Annotated in this window: 17 protein-coding genes; 3 read left to right on the forward strand and 14 right to left on the reverse strand. The window is 72.0% G+C overall.

Translation table 11 applies throughout. The annotated features are described in order from the left end of the window. Positions 1 to 45: 45 nt before the first annotated feature. Positions 46 to 1002 carry a DUF6081 family protein gene (locus tag ACT1U9_RS01290; RefSeq protein WP_444536497.1) on the reverse strand — a complete coding sequence of 319 codons (957 nt, stop codon included), beginning with the start codon at positions 1000 to 1002 and terminating at the stop codon, positions 46 to 48. Positions 1003 to 1167: 165 nt separating this feature from the next. On the opposite strand from ACT1U9_RS01290, the gene ACT1U9_RS01295 reads away from it, so the two are divergent. After that, on the forward strand, positions 1168 to 2145 hold the full coding sequence (locus tag ACT1U9_RS01295; RefSeq protein ID WP_444536498.1) for an acyltransferase domain-containing protein: 978 nt from the start codon (positions 1168 to 1170) through the stop codon (positions 2143 to 2145). Here ACT1U9_RS01295 and ACT1U9_RS01300 read toward each other — a convergent pair. Genes ACT1U9_RS01300 through ACT1U9_RS01335 form a run of 8 tightly spaced genes read right to left on the reverse strand, consistent with a single transcriptional unit; the run spans position 2054 to position 8670 of the window. Further along, positions 2054 to 2791 (reverse strand): 4'-phosphopantetheinyl transferase family protein, encoded by a 738-nt coding sequence (locus tag ACT1U9_RS01300; protein WP_444536499.1) that lies wholly within the window; start codon positions 2789 to 2791, stop codon positions 2054 to 2056. The two genes, ACT1U9_RS01295 and ACT1U9_RS01300, sit on opposite strands and share 92 nt — an antisense overlap. Further along, complete coding sequence (locus ACT1U9_RS01305) at positions 2788 to 3723, reverse strand: MBL fold metallo-hydrolase (RefSeq protein WP_444536500.1); 936 nt, start codon at positions 3721 to 3723, stop codon at positions 2788 to 2790. Before ACT1U9_RS01305 ends, ACT1U9_RS01300 begins: the two co-directional genes overlap by 4 nt. Further along, the gene (locus tag ACT1U9_RS01310; RefSeq protein WP_444536501.1) at positions 3720 to 4742 is read right to left on the reverse strand and encodes an aromatase/cyclase; all 1023 of its coding nucleotides are present in this window, start codon (positions 4740 to 4742) and stop codon (positions 3720 to 3722) included. Before ACT1U9_RS01310 ends, ACT1U9_RS01305 begins: the two co-directional genes overlap by 4 nt. A gap of 19 nt (positions 4743 to 4761) precedes the next feature. Next, positions 4762 to 5553, reverse strand: coding sequence for a 3-oxoacyl-ACP reductase FabG (gene fabG, locus ACT1U9_RS01315; protein WP_444536502.1), 792 nt, complete (start codon positions 5551 to 5553; stop codon positions 4762 to 4764). 13 nt (positions 5554 to 5566) lie between these two features. Beyond that, on the reverse strand, positions 5567 to 5824 hold the full coding sequence (locus ACT1U9_RS01320; RefSeq protein WP_444536503.1) for an acyl carrier protein: 258 nt from the start codon (positions 5822 to 5824) through the stop codon (positions 5567 to 5569). Further along, on the reverse strand, positions 5821 to 7128 hold the full coding sequence (locus ACT1U9_RS01325; protein WP_444536504.1) for a ketosynthase chain-length factor: 1308 nt from the start codon (positions 7126 to 7128) through the stop codon (positions 5821 to 5823). The genes ACT1U9_RS01320 and ACT1U9_RS01325 overlap by 4 nt, the downstream gene beginning before the upstream one ends. Next, entirely contained in the window at positions 7125 to 8384 is a 1260-nt protein-coding gene (locus tag ACT1U9_RS01330; RefSeq protein ID WP_444536505.1) for a beta-ketoacyl-[acyl-carrier-protein] synthase family protein, read from the reverse strand. Before ACT1U9_RS01330 ends, ACT1U9_RS01325 begins: the two co-directional genes overlap by 4 nt. A 28-nt stretch (positions 8385 to 8412) precedes the next feature. Further along, entirely contained in the window at positions 8413 to 8670 is a 258-nt protein-coding gene (locus ACT1U9_RS01335) for an acyl carrier protein (RefSeq protein ID WP_188272776.1), read from the reverse strand. Between the two features lie 235 nt (positions 8671 to 8905). Between ACT1U9_RS01335 and ACT1U9_RS01340 the strand changes: the two genes are divergently transcribed. Beyond that, a complete protein-coding gene (locus ACT1U9_RS01340; RefSeq protein WP_444536506.1) occupies positions 8906 to 9511 on the forward strand; it encodes a class I SAM-dependent methyltransferase in 606 nt (201 codons plus the stop codon). 117 nt (positions 9512 to 9628) lie between these two features. Further along, positions 9629 to 9982: a DUF779 domain-containing protein gene (locus ACT1U9_RS01345; RefSeq protein ID WP_444536507.1), complete on the forward strand. Its 354-nt coding sequence runs from the start codon at positions 9629 to 9631 to the stop codon at positions 9980 to 9982. Between the two features lie 9 nt (positions 9983 to 9991). Here the strand turns inward: ACT1U9_RS01345 and ACT1U9_RS01350 are convergent, their stop codons facing one another. The 5 genes from ACT1U9_RS01350 to ACT1U9_RS01370 all read right to left on the reverse strand — a co-directional run bounded on the left by ACT1U9_RS01350 (position 9992) and on the right by ACT1U9_RS01370 (position 14125). Continuing rightward, on the reverse strand, positions 9992 to 11167 hold the full coding sequence (locus ACT1U9_RS01350) for a winged helix DNA-binding domain-containing protein (protein WP_444536508.1): 1176 nt from the start codon (positions 11165 to 11167) through the stop codon (positions 9992 to 9994). Next, positions 11164 to 11358: a hypothetical protein gene (locus ACT1U9_RS01355; RefSeq protein ID WP_101391222.1), complete on the reverse strand. Its 195-nt coding sequence runs from the start codon at positions 11356 to 11358 to the stop codon at positions 11164 to 11166. Before ACT1U9_RS01355 ends, ACT1U9_RS01350 begins: the two co-directional genes overlap by 4 nt. 143 nt (positions 11359 to 11501) lie before the next feature. Continuing rightward, positions 11502 to 12365, reverse strand: a complete 864-nt coding sequence (locus ACT1U9_RS01360) for a phosphatidylinositol-specific phospholipase C/glycerophosphodiester phosphodiesterase family protein (protein WP_444536509.1) — start codon at positions 12363 to 12365, stop codon at positions 11502 to 11504. 208 nt (positions 12366 to 12573) lie between these two features. Next, complete coding sequence (locus ACT1U9_RS01365; RefSeq protein WP_444536510.1) at positions 12574 to 13224, reverse strand: ABC transporter ATP-binding protein; 651 nt, start codon at positions 13222 to 13224, stop codon at positions 12574 to 12576. Continuing rightward, positions 13217 to 14125: an ABC transporter ATP-binding protein gene (locus ACT1U9_RS01370; protein WP_444538974.1), complete on the reverse strand. Its 909-nt coding sequence runs from the start codon at positions 14123 to 14125 to the stop codon at positions 13217 to 13219. The genes ACT1U9_RS01365 and ACT1U9_RS01370 overlap by 8 nt, the downstream gene beginning before the upstream one ends. Between the last annotated feature and the right edge of the window lie 35 nt (positions 14126 to 14160).

Raw genomic sequence — 14160 nt, forward strand, 5'->3', positions numbered from 1 at the left:
CCTCCGCCACCAGTCTATTTGCTTTCAAAGCAAAGTCACTCAAATCTATGCAGCTCCGACCGCGCTGTCAACCGCCGTCCGGACCGCCACATCGCGCACGTTGAGCACCGCGCCCGCACCCCACGACCTGCTGCGCGGCAGGCTCTCGCCGTCCACGAACTCCTGGGTGTACGGGGCACCTTGACGCGGCGAGAAGTAGTGGCCGGGCTCCGGATTCAGCCGGACCAGACCCCGGCCGTCGGGGCCCGCGCCGTCCAGCATCGTGAGCATCCCGATCCCGCAGACGAGCCTGCCCAGACGCACCGGCTCCCCCTCCTCGCCGCCGTGGTCGAGCAGCATGTGCCGCCGGTCGGGCAGCCGGTGCCCGAGCCGCCCGACCCGCAGCACCTCGCCACCGTCCACCCGCCACACCACCCGGCTCCCGCCGTCCTCGACCCTGACCGTCAGGCCGTGCCACTGCTCGGGGGTACGGGCTGCGACCGGTACGGCGTACGAGAACGCGGCGTACGACGAACCGGGCGACGGGACCCGCTCGTACAGCGCGTAGACACGGGTGTTGGTGAGCACGAAGTCGCAGACGATATGACTCACCGGGTCCATGGTGATCATCACGGCGGTGGCGAGCCGCACATCGCTGTCGGGATCCGCGACGGCGGCCCCGAAGGGGTGCCGCTCGCCGCCCAGGCTGACCGCCGACAGGGTCATCGAGCAGTCGAGCCGACCGGAGGCGGGCACCTCGAACGTCTGGCGCCCCGAGCCCGAACCACCCACCAGGGCCACCCACTTGATGTGGTCACCGATCCCGGACGCGACCCCGTCGTGGTCGGCGGAGTGCGTGAACACCGGCTGTCCGGTGACATGGTCGACGCCTGCGGGTGCCACGGTCAGACCGTCGTGCGAGCAGGTCACCACCGCCTTCTCCAGTGGCGGCACCTGCCAGCGGCCGGCCGTGTCGAACCCCTGCCGGAAGTCGTCCTCGAAGAGTGTCCTGTCACGCGTCATCCGGTGCTCCTCAATAGTCGTGGGTGGTCGTGGGTGCGCCGACTGTCGGGCGGCTGCGACGAGTTCCGCTTGAGCATCGGTCCACCTCGTATCGAGACCGCGCCGACACCGTCTGCGCCACGAGACCAGCGGGCGGGTTTGCGGCCCGGCCGGGGAGGAGGCGCTGTGGAGAGCCGGAGGATCGTGCTGCTGCTGCCAGGTCAGGGGGCCCAGCGGGAGCGTATGGCCGCTGGGTTGTACGGGGCCGAGCCCCAATTCACCGCGCGGATGGACGAGTTCTTCGCCGTGTCGGGGGGCGCGGGGACCGGCCTCGCCGAGCAGTGGCTGCGCCCTGCGCCCAACCCGGACATGGACACGGCCGAGGTCGCCCAGCCGCTGCTGCTCGCCGTGGGGCATGCGCTCGGCCGGGCGGTGGGTACGGCGGTGCGTCCTCCGAACCTCCTTCTCGGCCACAGCGTCGGGGAGCTCGCGGCGGCGTGCCTCGCCGGGGTCTACCGGACGGCGGATCTGGGGGCGTTGACGGCGGCACGATCCCGCGCGCTTCATGGCAGCGGCCACGGCGGGATGCTGGCGGTCGCCGCGGCACCGCACGAACTCCCCCACGACCTGGGCCCCGTGAGCGTCGCCGCCCTCAACGGCCCGCGCCAGACGATCCTCTCCGGTCCGCTCGAACCACTGGAAGCGGCGCACAAACGGCTCCACGCCATGGGCCGTACGGTACGGGCGCTGCGCTCCGGACACGCGTTCCACAGCCCGTCGATGGCGGGGGCGGCCGCGCGGTTCGGCCGTGAGCTCGCCCGGCTGCGCCCGCGCGTACCGCACACCACGGTGATCTCGTCCCGTACGGCGGCGCCCGTCACCCCGTCGCAGGCCCGGGACGCGTCGTTCTGGGCCGACCAACTGGCCCTGCCCGTACGGTATTGGCCCGCACTCAAGGCGGTCCTGGACGCCGAGGGAACCGAGCCCGGGCTGCTGCTCCTGGACGCCGGCACCGACCGCGGCCTGAGCGCCCCCGCACGCCACCATCCCGCCGTACGCAGGGGCGCCAGCCTCATCGTGCCGCTGCTCGCTCCGGCGCGGGAGACAGGTGGGCCCGCAGATGTGACGGCGTTCGAGGAGGCGCTGGCCGTACTGGACGGGTGAGCCCATGGTGTACGACCGTCACCAGCAGCCCGTCTTCGAAACGATAGCCACCGCTCAGCTCCGGAAGTGCGCGGCGGGTGGGGCGGACAGCGAGCACACCGCCCCCCTCGTCGACGGGGTCGATACGCACCTCGGCGTCCCGGAAGGACAAGGGGCGCCGGGCGTGGGGATGCCAGGCCTTGTAGACGGCCTCCTTGGCGCTGAACAACAGCATCGACCAGGGGTGACCCAACTCCCTTTGCAGCCTGAGCAGTTGACGAGCCTCCCACTCCGTTGTGATGGCGTTGGTCGCCCGTTCCGAGAGCGGTCGGGGCCGCCGTTCGGCGTCGACACCCAGCGCCAACGCCTCATCTGCGCGGGCCGCCACAGCCGCGCGGTATCCAGTGCAGTGCGTGATGCTGCCGAGCGTGCCGTTCGGCCACACCGGTGCGCCCCGTGCGTCGCGCGGCAACGGGCCATGTGCGGGGGCGCCGAGCGCTGCCAGGGCGCGGCGGGCGCAGGCGCGTCCGGTGGCGAACTCCCGGCGCCGCCGCTCCACTGCGCCGGGCGCTAGAAACCGCAGCTCGGCCGGGTGGGGTGCGGCGCCGAGCGGGTCGAAAAAGGCCTCGGCCGCCCGCGCCCATTCGGGCACCAGCTCCTCGATCATGCGTAACAGGCGGGCAGACGGCCGCCGTTGAACTCCACCATCTCTCCGAAGATCCCGACCGCGTCGAGGGTTTCGCCCTCGGCTCCGCCGCGCAGCTCCACGTACGCCCGGTGCAGATTCCCCACCAGGCGCTCGGGGTCCTGCCACTCCGCATACGGGTGGGATCCGAGCCCGCGTGCCGCCTCGATCGGGTCGAGTCCGGCGGCGAGGGTCTCCTCGGCGGTCCGGCGCAGCCAGCGCAGATATCCGGCCGTCTCGTCGAGGATCTCCGGACCGCAGACCGGCCCATGCCCGCCGACGATGACACGGGGTCCGAGCGCGCGCAGCCGCTCGATGGTCCGCAGATACCCGTGCAGCGACCCCATGAGCAGGAACGGTGTGCAGCCCGGCATCAGCACATCGCCCGCGAACAGCACCCGCTCCTCGGGCAGCCACACCACGGTGTCGTTGGTGGTGTGCGCGGGCCCCACGTACAGCAGCTCGACCGTACGTTCCCCGAGATGGAGGACCATCCGGCCACCGTCATACGTCTGGTCCGGCAGGCGCAGTTCGATGCCGCCCCACTCGACGTCCGGCCACAGCCCCATGAGCCCGAGCCCGGCACCGGCCATTTCGACGCGGGCGAGCTCGTGCGCGAGGATCGTCGTGTGCGGGCCCGCGACCAGCGCGTTGCCGAAACAGTGGTCGCCGTGGAAGTGGGTGTTGACCAGCAGTCGGGGCGAGCGTGCGGTGAGCTTCCCGATCGCGGCGCGCAGGGCGAGCGCGCGGGCCTCCGTCGCCGCCGTGTCGACGACCACCGGTCCTCGGTTCCCGTCGAGCAGCACCCCCGCGTTGTTCAGGCACCAGCCGCCCGGCTCCTGGACATACGCGTGGACGCCGTCCGCGACCTCCAGCATCCGGGCAGTTCTCTGCGGCAGCACGGCCTGCGTCATCGCGCCCCGCCTCCCGCCACGGCCGACGTGCCCTCCGTATTGCGGCGGCAGCTTTCGAGCGTGCGCATGCTGTTGCCGCTCAGAAGCGCCCCGGCCCGCTGTCGCGCCTCGGCCAACGTGGTGCCGGGACCGAACACCACCTCCACCGCCGCCGGGTCGAGTGCCACCTGGTGGTGGGCCGTGACCCGGGTGCCGTCCGCCACCGGGGTGATCACCCACTCCCCGCTGTGCCCGCGCAGTCCGCGCGGCACGGTGGTCTGCTTGTAGGCGATGCGCTCGTCGGGGAAACAGAGCCGTACCGACTGGGTGGCGTGCACCGAGCCGTCGTCGGTCCTGGTCTTCATGTCGAGCGTCTGCACGAGCGCCCCGTCGGCTTCCGCGTCCCCGGTCTCCTCCAGATCGAGCCCCGCCACATGCGCCACCCGCTCCGGCCACAGGTCGGCCCGGTACAGGAAGTCGTACACCTGCTGGGGCGAGCTGTTGATGACGGTCTCGTCACTTACGGAGAACACCAACTCATCTATTTTGTACGGGCGTTCGGCCCATTGAGCGACCGCCTCGATCTCGGCCCGACTGTTGCGTTCCAGGGCCTCGGCGATCCGCCGCTCCTCCCCCGGGCTACCCGACACCGACCACTCGTGGCCCAACGTCAGGCGTGACCGGTACGCGGCCGTCTCCTCGAAGTGCCAGTGGCCGCTCATCCAGTCGACGGGCGGGCTCGGCGTCTCCTGGCGGAAGTCGACGCGCAGCCGCTCCTCGTCGAAGAGACGAAGCGAGGTCCAACTCCGCACGTCCGTACCGACGATGGCCCACAACCGGATACGTTCGGAGTCCCGGTCACTCTCCAGGACGCGGGCGGCCAGGCAGGGCGGGAACAGCACCGGCCAGCGGGTGACGTCGGCGATCAGTTGGTAGGCGCGGCGCGCGGGTGCGGCGAGTTCCGCGTGGTGCTCGGCGCTGCGCAGGGGTGCGGCCGTGCGGCGCTGCCCGGCGGGCTCGACGGCTGACTCGATCGACATGCTCGACTCCTCCTGAGCCTCAGTAGTTGCCAAGGCCGCCGCAGACGTTGAGGGCCTGCGCGGTGATGGCCGCCGCCTGCTCGCTGACCAGGAATCCGACCAAGGCTGCCACCTCGTCGGGTTCGGTGTAGCGGCCGAGCGGGATCTTCGCCTCGAAGCGCGCGAGTACGTCGTCCTCGGTGACGTTCCACAGGTCCGCGTAGTGGCGGCGCACATCGCCCGCCATCTCGGTCTCCACGTATCCGGGGCACACCGCGTTGACGGTGACGCCCGTCCTGGCGAGTTCCAGGCCGAGTGCCTTGGTGAAGCCGACCACGCCGTGCTTGGAGGCGGAGTAGGGGGCACCGAGGACGACACCCTGTTTGCCGCCGGTGGAGGCGATGTTGATGACCCGTCCGCCCGCGCGGCCGCTCAGCCCGCCGGTCGTCAGGACCTCGCGGGTCACCAGGAAGACGCTGTTCAGATTGGTGTTGATCACGTCGTGCCACAGCTCGTCGGAGAGCTCGGCGGTGGTGCCCCCACCGCTGCGGCCCGCGTTGTTCACGAGCACTTGGACCGGGCCGAACCGTTCGACGGCCCGCTTCACCCACGCCCGTACCTGCTCGGGCGAGGTCACGTCGCAGGCCGCACCCGCCGCCGTGAAGCCGCGCTCGGTGAGGTGGGCGACCTCGGCGGCGACGGCCGCCTCGTCGCGGGCGCAGAGGAAGACCGGGTGGCCGCGTTCCGCGAGGGTACGGGCCACCGAACGGCCGATCCCGCGCGTCGCTCCGGTGACAAGTGCCTGTCCGTACAAGGGAGTTACGGTGGTCATCGTCGTCGTCCTCTCAGGCCGCGGCGGACAGGGTCTGGTTGACCAGCCGGAGGAAGGCGCGCGGGGTGTCCGCGCCGGCCACGTCCTCGTCGCTGAGGTCGGCCCCGTAGCGGCGGCCGACCTCCGCCGCGGTCTCCAGGACGGCGAGCGAGTCGTATCCGAGGTCGGTGAACAGGGCGTCGAGGGCTTCCTCGGTGAGGTCGGACTGCTCCTCCTCACCGGCGCATTCGACGAGGATGCGCTTGAGTTCCAGGAATGTCAGCTCGTTCATGCGGGGGCCGCCTCTCGCGATCGCCGGTCGTTGTCCCGGTGTTCGGGCCGGTCCTGGGGCGCGGTGACCACCACGGCCGAGTTGAATCCGCCGTGTCCCCGGGCCAGGACGAGCGCCGCGCGCACGCGGGCGTCCCGGGGTCCGCCCCGTACCAGGTCGAGGCGGTGGCCGGGGACGGGCCGCTCGATGTGAGCGGTCGGCGGGATCACCCCGTCCCGTACGGAGAGCAGCGCCGCCGCCACGTCCAGCGGCGGGCCGCCGCCCGCGAGCCGCCCGGTGAGGGTCTTGGGCGCGGTGACGGGGACGCCGTACGGGCCGAAGACCGACTCGATGGCCGCCGCCTCCGCGTCGTCGAGCGCGGGGACGCCGGCCGCGTCGGCGAACACCACGTCGATGTCCCCGGGGCCGAGTCCGGCGTCGTCGAGCGCGAGGCGGGCCGCCCGGGCAAGCCCCGGCGGCCGGCCCGAGCCGGGTTGCGGGTCGAAGGTGGAAGCATGGCCCGCGAGACGCCCGTACACCTGGTGGGCACCTCTGGCGCGGGCCTGTGCCGCGTCCTCGACGACGAGGATCGCGCCGCCCTCGCCGGGTACGTGTCCGCTGGCCGCCGCGTCGAAGGGCAGATAGGCGCGACGCGGGTCGTGGGAGCGCGTGAGGCGTCCGCTGGAGTGGTGCGCCACGAACCCCCAGGGGTCGAGCGCGGATTCGACTCCTCCCGAGACCACGAGGGCCGAGCCCTTGCGCAGAGTGCGCCGGGCGTGGCCGAGGGCGTCGAGCCCGCCGGCCTGTTCGGCGACGAGGACGCTGCTGGGTCCGCGCAGCCCGTGGCGTATCGAGATCTGGCCGGTGTTGGCGGCGTAGAACCAGGCGAACGACTCGTAGACGCTGACGTGTTGCGGGCCCCGGGTCCACAGTTTGCGGATCTCGCGGTGGGTGAAGGCGAATCCGCCGGTGGCATTGGATGTCACCACGCCCGTTGCGTACTCGGGCAGCGACGACGGGTCCGCGCCCGAGTCCTCAAGTGCCCAGTCAGCGGCTGCCAGCGCGAGCCGGGTGACCCGGTCCGTCTGGGGCAGCAGCCGTCCCGGCAGATACTCGGCCGCGTCGAAGCCGGTGATGAGTCCGGCCAGCGGTGAGGGGTAGCGGGAGGCGTCGTAGTCGCGGATCGCCTGGATCCCGCTCTCGCCGCGCAGCGTCGCGCTCCACCACGCCTCGGTGCCCAGGCCGTTGGGGGCGACGATGCCGATACCGGTGACGACGGCCTCGGCGAGCTTCGCAGGCGCCTCCTGCGCGGACAGCGCCGTCATGCCGCGCCCCGCGAGAGGATCATCGCGCTCTGGAATCCGCCGAATCCGCTGCCCACACTCAGTACGGTGTCGAGCGGCCGCTCGCGTGCCTCGTTGGGTACGTAGTCGAGGTCGCACTCCGGGTCCGACTCGTGCAGATTCGCGGTCGGCGGCACCACCGAGAACTCCATCGCGAGCGCGCAGGCGGCGATCTCGATCGAGCCGATCGCGCCCAGCGAGTGCCCCACCATCGACTTGATGGAGCTGACCGGCGTCCGGTAGGCGTGCTCGCCCAGGGCCCGCTTGAACGCGGCCGTCTCATGGCGGTCGTTCTGCTTGGTGCCCGAGCCATGGGCGTTGATGTAGTCCACGGCGTCGCCCGGCAGCCGCGCCTCGGTGAGCGCCGCCGTGATCGCCTCGCTCATCTCGCGCCCGTCCGGCTTGAGCCCGGTCATGTGGTACGCGTTGCAGCGCGAGGCGTAGCCGGAGACCAGGCCGTAGATGTGCGCGCCCCGGGCCCGGGCGTGCTCCAGCTCCTCCAGTACGAGCATGGCGGCGCCCTCGGCAAGCACGAAGCCGTCCCGGGTGCGGTCGAAGGGCCGGGAGGCGTGCTCCGGGTCGGAGTTGCGGGGCGAGGTCGCCTTGATGGCGTCGAAGCAGGCGGCGGCGATGGGCGAGATCGGCGTGTCCGTACCGCCCGCGAGCATCACATCGGCGCGGCCCTCCGCGATGAGGTCGCGCGCGTACCCCACGGAGTCGAGCCCCGAGGTGCAGCCGGTGGAGACGACGGCGGCCGGGCCCTCGGCGCCCACCAGCGCGGCGACCTCGGCCGCCAGCGAACTGGGCACGAAGGCGTCGAAGAGGTGCGGCGAGAGATACGAGCCGTCCACCTCCCACTGCCGCCCGCTGTCGCTGAGCACCAAGTACTCGCGCTCCAGACTGGTGGTGCCCCCGACGGCGCTGCCGACGCTGACACCGACGCGCTCGGGGTCGAGCGCGGCGAACTCCAGACCGCTGTCGGCGAGGCACTCACGGGCGCTCACCACGGCGAACTGCGCGGCGCGGTCGAGCCGCCGGATCTCGCGCGGCGAAAGCCCGTACCGCTCGGGGACGAAGTCCACTTCCGCGGCCATCTGGGAGCGGAAGCGGGACGGATCGAAGAACGAGATGGTGCGGCCGGCCGACCGCCCGGAGATCAGCAGATCCCAGAACGCCTTCCGCCCGATACCTCCGGGGGCCACGACCCCGATGCCGGTGATGGCGACACTTCGGCTCACTGGAGCAACTCCTCGCAAGGCGTGGGGATCACCGGTCCGCCGGGATCCGGGTGGCTACGTAGGCGATGAGGGAACCCGGGGTCCGCAGTTCGTCGAGCGCCTCGTCCGGGATGGTGACGTGGTAGTCGTCCTGCACCCGCATGGCGATCTCGTACACGACGAGGGAGTCGTAGCCGAGGTCGCCGAACTCCGTCTCCAGGACCGACTCGTCCAGCGCGGCGGCGTCCGCCCCGTCGAAGCAGAGCTCCACGATCTTCCGGAATTCGGTGAGAGTGAACCCGCTCATAACGCACCTTCTGTCGATGGGCCCGTCCGATGTGCCCGTCACCGTCAGCGCGCGGCCTCGACCACCGGTCGAGCTCCGCTGGACGTACGGCTGAGGCGTGGGGCGCGCCGCGAGGGGTGTGCGGCGGGCTCCTCGACCGGGGCGGCGCCGCTCTCCAGCGATCCTCTAGGTCCGGAAAAGACCATCCGACGCAGCTCTTCCCCCGTCTGCTCTCCATGGATTGGACGCCGACCAGATGAACTCTCTGCTCCTGCAGATCCTCGACCCGATCTTCGGCCGCCCGCGGGGCATACCCGGTCTGATCGGAGGCGCCATCATGTCGCGCGGCAACGCGGAACAGGAGGCGTGGGCGGTCGAGCACGCCGAGCTCGCCCCCGGGAAGCAGGTCCTGGAGATCGGCCCCGGCCCCGGGGTCGGGCTCGCGCTCGCCGCCGAGGCGGTCGCCCCCGGCGGCCGGGCGATCGGCGTCGACCCGTCCGACACGATGCGCGCCCTGGCCCGTGAACGCTGCGCCCTGCACCTGGCCACCGGCCACGCCACTCTGCGCGAGGGAACGGCGGACAACACCGGTCTGCCCGACGCGTCCGTGGACTCGGCGATCTCCGTGAACAACGTGACCCTCTGGGACCGCCAGGCCGCCTACAAGGAACTCCAGCGCGTACTGCGCCCCGGCGGCGTCCTGGTGATCGTCCACCACCGCCACACGATGAACACCAGCCCCGAGCAGCTCCACGACGAACTCGTCGAGGCGGGCTTCGCGGAGGTCACCCTCGACGTACGCGGCCGCACCCTCAACCGCGCGGCGGTCGGCATCCTGGCCCGCCGAGCGGCGACGGCCTGAGCCCGAGTCTGCCCCTAAGCATCACTGCAACGTCCCCGCAACCCCCCACCTGCTTACCTGACTTGGGCCGACGCGTTCATTCCGTAACTCGCCTATCGCCATAGGGGCGTGGTGCCCATGTCCGAGACTCACGCGCGCGTGGAGTTGACGCCCGCGGCCGCCGAGCTGGTGCGGCGGCTGCGGGCGGTCCACGGTCCGCTGATGTTCCATCAGTCGGGCGGCTGCTGCGACGGCAGCGCGCCCATGTGCTACCCGGACGGCGAGTTCCGTACCGGCGGCTCGGACGTGCTGCTCGAATCACTCCACGTCGACGGGGTCGAGGAGCCCGTCTCCTTCTGGATCTCGGCGAGCCAGCAGAAGGTGTGGCAGCACACCCGGCTGATCGTCGACGTGGTGGAGGGACGCGGTAGCGGGTTCTCCCTGGAGGCGCCGGAAGGGGTACGGTTCCTGATCCGGTCCCGGCTGATCTGACGCCCCCGATCAGCCCTGCGCCGAGAGCCGCCGCTCCAGTGGGGTGCGGAAGCTCGGGCGGATGCGTACGTCCCCGAAGAACTCCGCCATCCGGGCCGCCTCGGCGTCGACGGCCCGGCGTGCGGCGGCGCCCACATCCGTGAACACCTGCGTGACGGTCTCACCGTCCGGGCGCTGCGCCCAGCCGCCGACGATGCGGCCGTTCCACCACACCGAGGGGCCGATGTTGCCGGTCTTGTCGAAGAGTTCGGCCTTGTGGTCGGTGTCGAGGTACCAGTCGCGGTGGCGCCAGCCCATCGGGGTGGGGTCGAGGGCGGGGAGCAGCGCGGCCCAGGGTTCGGGCGCGGGCGGCGCGTCCAGCTGGTCGGGCAGGGCGTGGCCGGGGCCCTCGTCCAGGTCGACGGCCACGGCGTCGGTGCCGGCCAGCGCCTTGCGGGTCTCGGTCCGCGTCCAGCCCGTCCACCACTTCACGTCCTCGGTGGTGGCCGGGCCGAACGCGTCGAGGTAGCGAGCTACGAGCTCGGTCCTGGCCTCGTCGACGGGAAGGTCGGGGTGCGGTTCGGCGACCGTCCAGCGGAACTGGCTGGAGGCCCAGCTGCCGAGCGGGCGGCCGCGCCGGATACGGCCTTCGGCGGCGAGAACGCCGAGGAAGCGGCTGGTGATGCGGGGCCTCGCCTCGTAGGGTTTTCCCTCGGCCATGACGATCTGACGTTTCAAGTCGGGCACGTCGTCGGCCACTTGGGCCGCTGTCGCCTCGCCCCGGGCCGCGAGGGCGGTCAGTACGGCCTCCTGCGTTGCGGCGAACCACTTACCGTCGAAGCCAAGTTGCTCCTCGATCACCTTCGCCAGGTTCTTGCGCTCCCGGACGGCGACGGCCCGTGCGGCCGCCGCATCCGCCACCGGGGCGAGCGCCGTCGGCAGTACGAACATCGTGCGGCGCATGCACAGCATCCGTACCAGCGAGTGGTCCTCGTAGAGGGCGCGCTCCAGCTCCGCGACGGACGCGGTCCTCATACGGGCGGCCACGGACAGATGGACCGTGGCGGGGTCGGTGGCATGCAGAGCCACCAGCGCGTCCGCGACCGCCTCCGGGGTCTTCGCCCGGGTCCCGGGGGTGAGCAGATGGCGGGGGCCGAGGCGGGCGCGGCGCGCCTCGGCGGTGATCTTCTGTCGGGCCGCTGTCACGGTCTGAGGCTACCGACCACGCTCGCGGTGGCGTTCAGGCCGTCCTGGATGGTCGGCGCCATGCTCGTCCCGGCGAGGAAGAAGCCGAGCAATACACAGACCATGGCGTGCGACGCTTTCAGGCCGCCGCTGCGGAGGAAGATCACCGCCAGCACCACGAGCAACAGCACCACCGAGATCGAAATGGCCATGGCCAACCTCCTCCACCGCGCCGGAATTGCGGCATTCGGCGGCCAGTGTGGCGGAGGAGGCGGACGGGCCGGGCATATGGCGTGTCCGCCGTACGGGTGTTGACTGCGGGTGACGTGAGGTGCGGGAGGCGACCGCGGCCCGGCTACTCGCCGTGGGCGCGCAGGAACGTTTCCAGGCCCGCGAGGTCGTCGGTGTTGATGTAGTCGACGTCGGCGGCGAGCAGTTCGCTCCACAGGGCGTCCCGCTCGGGCCCGGCCAGGTCCGGGGTCGCCCAGAACCGTACGCGCTGGCGGTGCGCATGGGCCTGTGTCACGATCGCGCGCAGCTTCTGCCGCTCGGCGGGCGGGAACGGGCCCGCGCCGACCCAGCTGAAGCTCTCCGTCCAGTTGCTGCTGATGAGCGGGATGAAGTCGGCGGTCGCGGCCGTGCCGAGGTCGTCGAGCCGTCCGTCGTAGAAGGCGAGGCGCGACTTCTGCGCCTCCATGGGGACGCGGGCGGCCCGGTCGCCGGAGATGACCGGTGTGATGGCTCCCAGGTGGGTGCGGCCGTGCGCGTAACCGCTGAGCATCCGGCGGTACGGGCGCAGCCGCCGGTCCAGCTCCTCGTAGCAGGCCGCGCCGTCGGCCTTGATGTCGACGAGCAGTTGTACGGAGTGGTGGTAACCCCGGTACACCGAGCCGTGGTTGGCCCGGACGCGGGCGAGCATCGGGTCGAGGTACAGCTTTTCGAGCGTACGGGTGGGGTCGAGCTGGGTCGGGTCGTGGGCGACCAGCAGTTGTCCGTCGACCAGGAAGATATCGGCCTCGACGCTGGTGAACCCGTGCGAGAGGGCGTCGAAGAGGGGGTGCGGGTGCTCGTAGTCGTTGTGCGCGTGGGTCCTGCGCAGCGGTCTCGGCCCGGTGGGGCGGCCGGTGCGTTCGTCCGCGGCCGCGGCGGGCGCGATGGCGGCTCCGGCGGCGGCCGCGGCCAGGGCGGCGACGGCACTGCGGCGGGTCAGTCGAGCCATGAGGTCTCTCCCGTGGGTGATGGGACGAGGGACGGCGGGACTCGACCGAGTATGGGGGTGGGGCGGGGCGGACGGGCAGGGCCGTTCACAGAGTTGGCCGGTTGTTCCGCGTCCCTTTAGGGGCGCGGGGAACTGCGCGACCAGCCACCCACGGTCCGCAGCCGAAAACAACACATCACAGCAGCGCACTCGTGTGACTGAAGTGACGTTACAGCTCAGCCCAACCCGTCGTACGGTCGCACCACCGGTCGAGCAGCTTCCGGTCATGCCCGACCGCGAGCAACGACGCACCCGACACAGTCCGGTACCGCTCGACCACCGCCACCAGCGCCGCCGTCGTCGACGCGTCCAGCATCGCCGTCATCTCGTCGCAGACCAGCAGCCGGGGCCGCAGGACCAGGGCGCGGGCCAGGCAGGCGCGCTGGAGCTGGCCGTCGCTGACCTCGTGGGGGCGGCGGTTGAGGAGGTCGCCGCCGAGGCCGACCATCTCCGCCAGCTCGTCGACCCGCTCGCGGACCTCGATCTGGCGCCCGGTCGCCCGCAGCGGCTCGGCGACGATCTCGCGCAGCCGCAGCCGGGGATCGGCGGCGAGCCGGGGCGACTGGAAGACGACCCCCACAGCCGTGCGCAGCTCGCGCGGCGCGCGATGGCGCCAGGCGGTGACGAGTACGCCGTTGAGTGTCACCGTGCCCCCGTCGGGGCGGTGCAGCAGCGCCGCGACCCGGGCCAGCGTGGACTTGCCGCAGCCGCTGGGGCCGAGCAGTCCGACCGCCTCACCGGGGGCGATGCCGAGGCTGACCGACCGTACGACCGGCTCGCCGCGCTCGTACCCGGCGGTGATGTTCTTCAGGTCAAGCACGGCCGGGCTCCTCCAGGTGGTGACAGGCGACCCGGCCGTCGAACGGCGGCGGCGTGCCGCACCGGCCGGTGGCCCGTTCGCAGCGGGGCGCGAACGCACAGCCCGCCGGCAGGTCGCCCAGCTCGGGCGGCATGCCCGCGATGGGCGTGAACGCCCGTTCCGGCAGCGCGTCGAGCAGGCTCCGAGCATACGGGTGGCGGGGTCCGGTCCCACCGAAATACGAGGCCGCGTCGGCGAGTTCGACGACGCGCCCCGCGTACATCACGGCGACCCGGTCGGCGATCCGCTCGGCCGCCGCCAGATCGTGGGTGATCATCAGCAGCGCCCGGCCGTCGTCGGCGCAGCGGCGCAGTTCGTCGGCGGTCCGGTCCACGAGGTCGCGGTCGAGCCCGGTCGTCGGCTCGTCGGCGAGCAGCAGCGGCGCGTCCCCGATCAGCGCCATGGCGGTCGCGGCGCGCTGGGCGAGCCCGCCGGAGAGCTCGTGCGGATGACGGTCGAGGTGCCCGAGCGGGAACGCGGCCCGCTCGGCGGCCGCCTCGGTGGCCGCGCGCAGCTCACCTCTCGGCGTGCCCTTCAACTCCCGCAGGGTTTCGGCCAGTTGGGCCCGGATGGTGCGTACGGGAGTGAGATGGGCCGCCGGGCTCTGCGGTACGAGGGCGACGCGGCGTCCTCGTACCGTACGCGCGAGGGTTCGCTCGTCGGCGGTGAGCAGGTCGATGGGGTCGCCGCCGTGCAGGACCGCGCTGCCCGCCGTCTCGGCGTTGCCCGGCAGCAGTCCGAGCAGGGCCGAGACGAGGACGGACTTGCCGCAGCCGCTCTCACCGACCAGGGCCAGACACTCCCCCGCCGCCAGGTCGAACGAGGCGTCGGTGACGGCGGCGACATGGCGGCCGCCGCGCATCCGGAAGCGCACGGACAGACCGCGTACGGAAAGGA

The organism is Streptomyces sp. BR1, from assembly GCF_052373795.1.
In the GTDB taxonomy this organism is placed as follows: Bacteria; Actinomycetota; Actinomycetes; order Streptomycetales; family Streptomycetaceae; genus Streptomyces.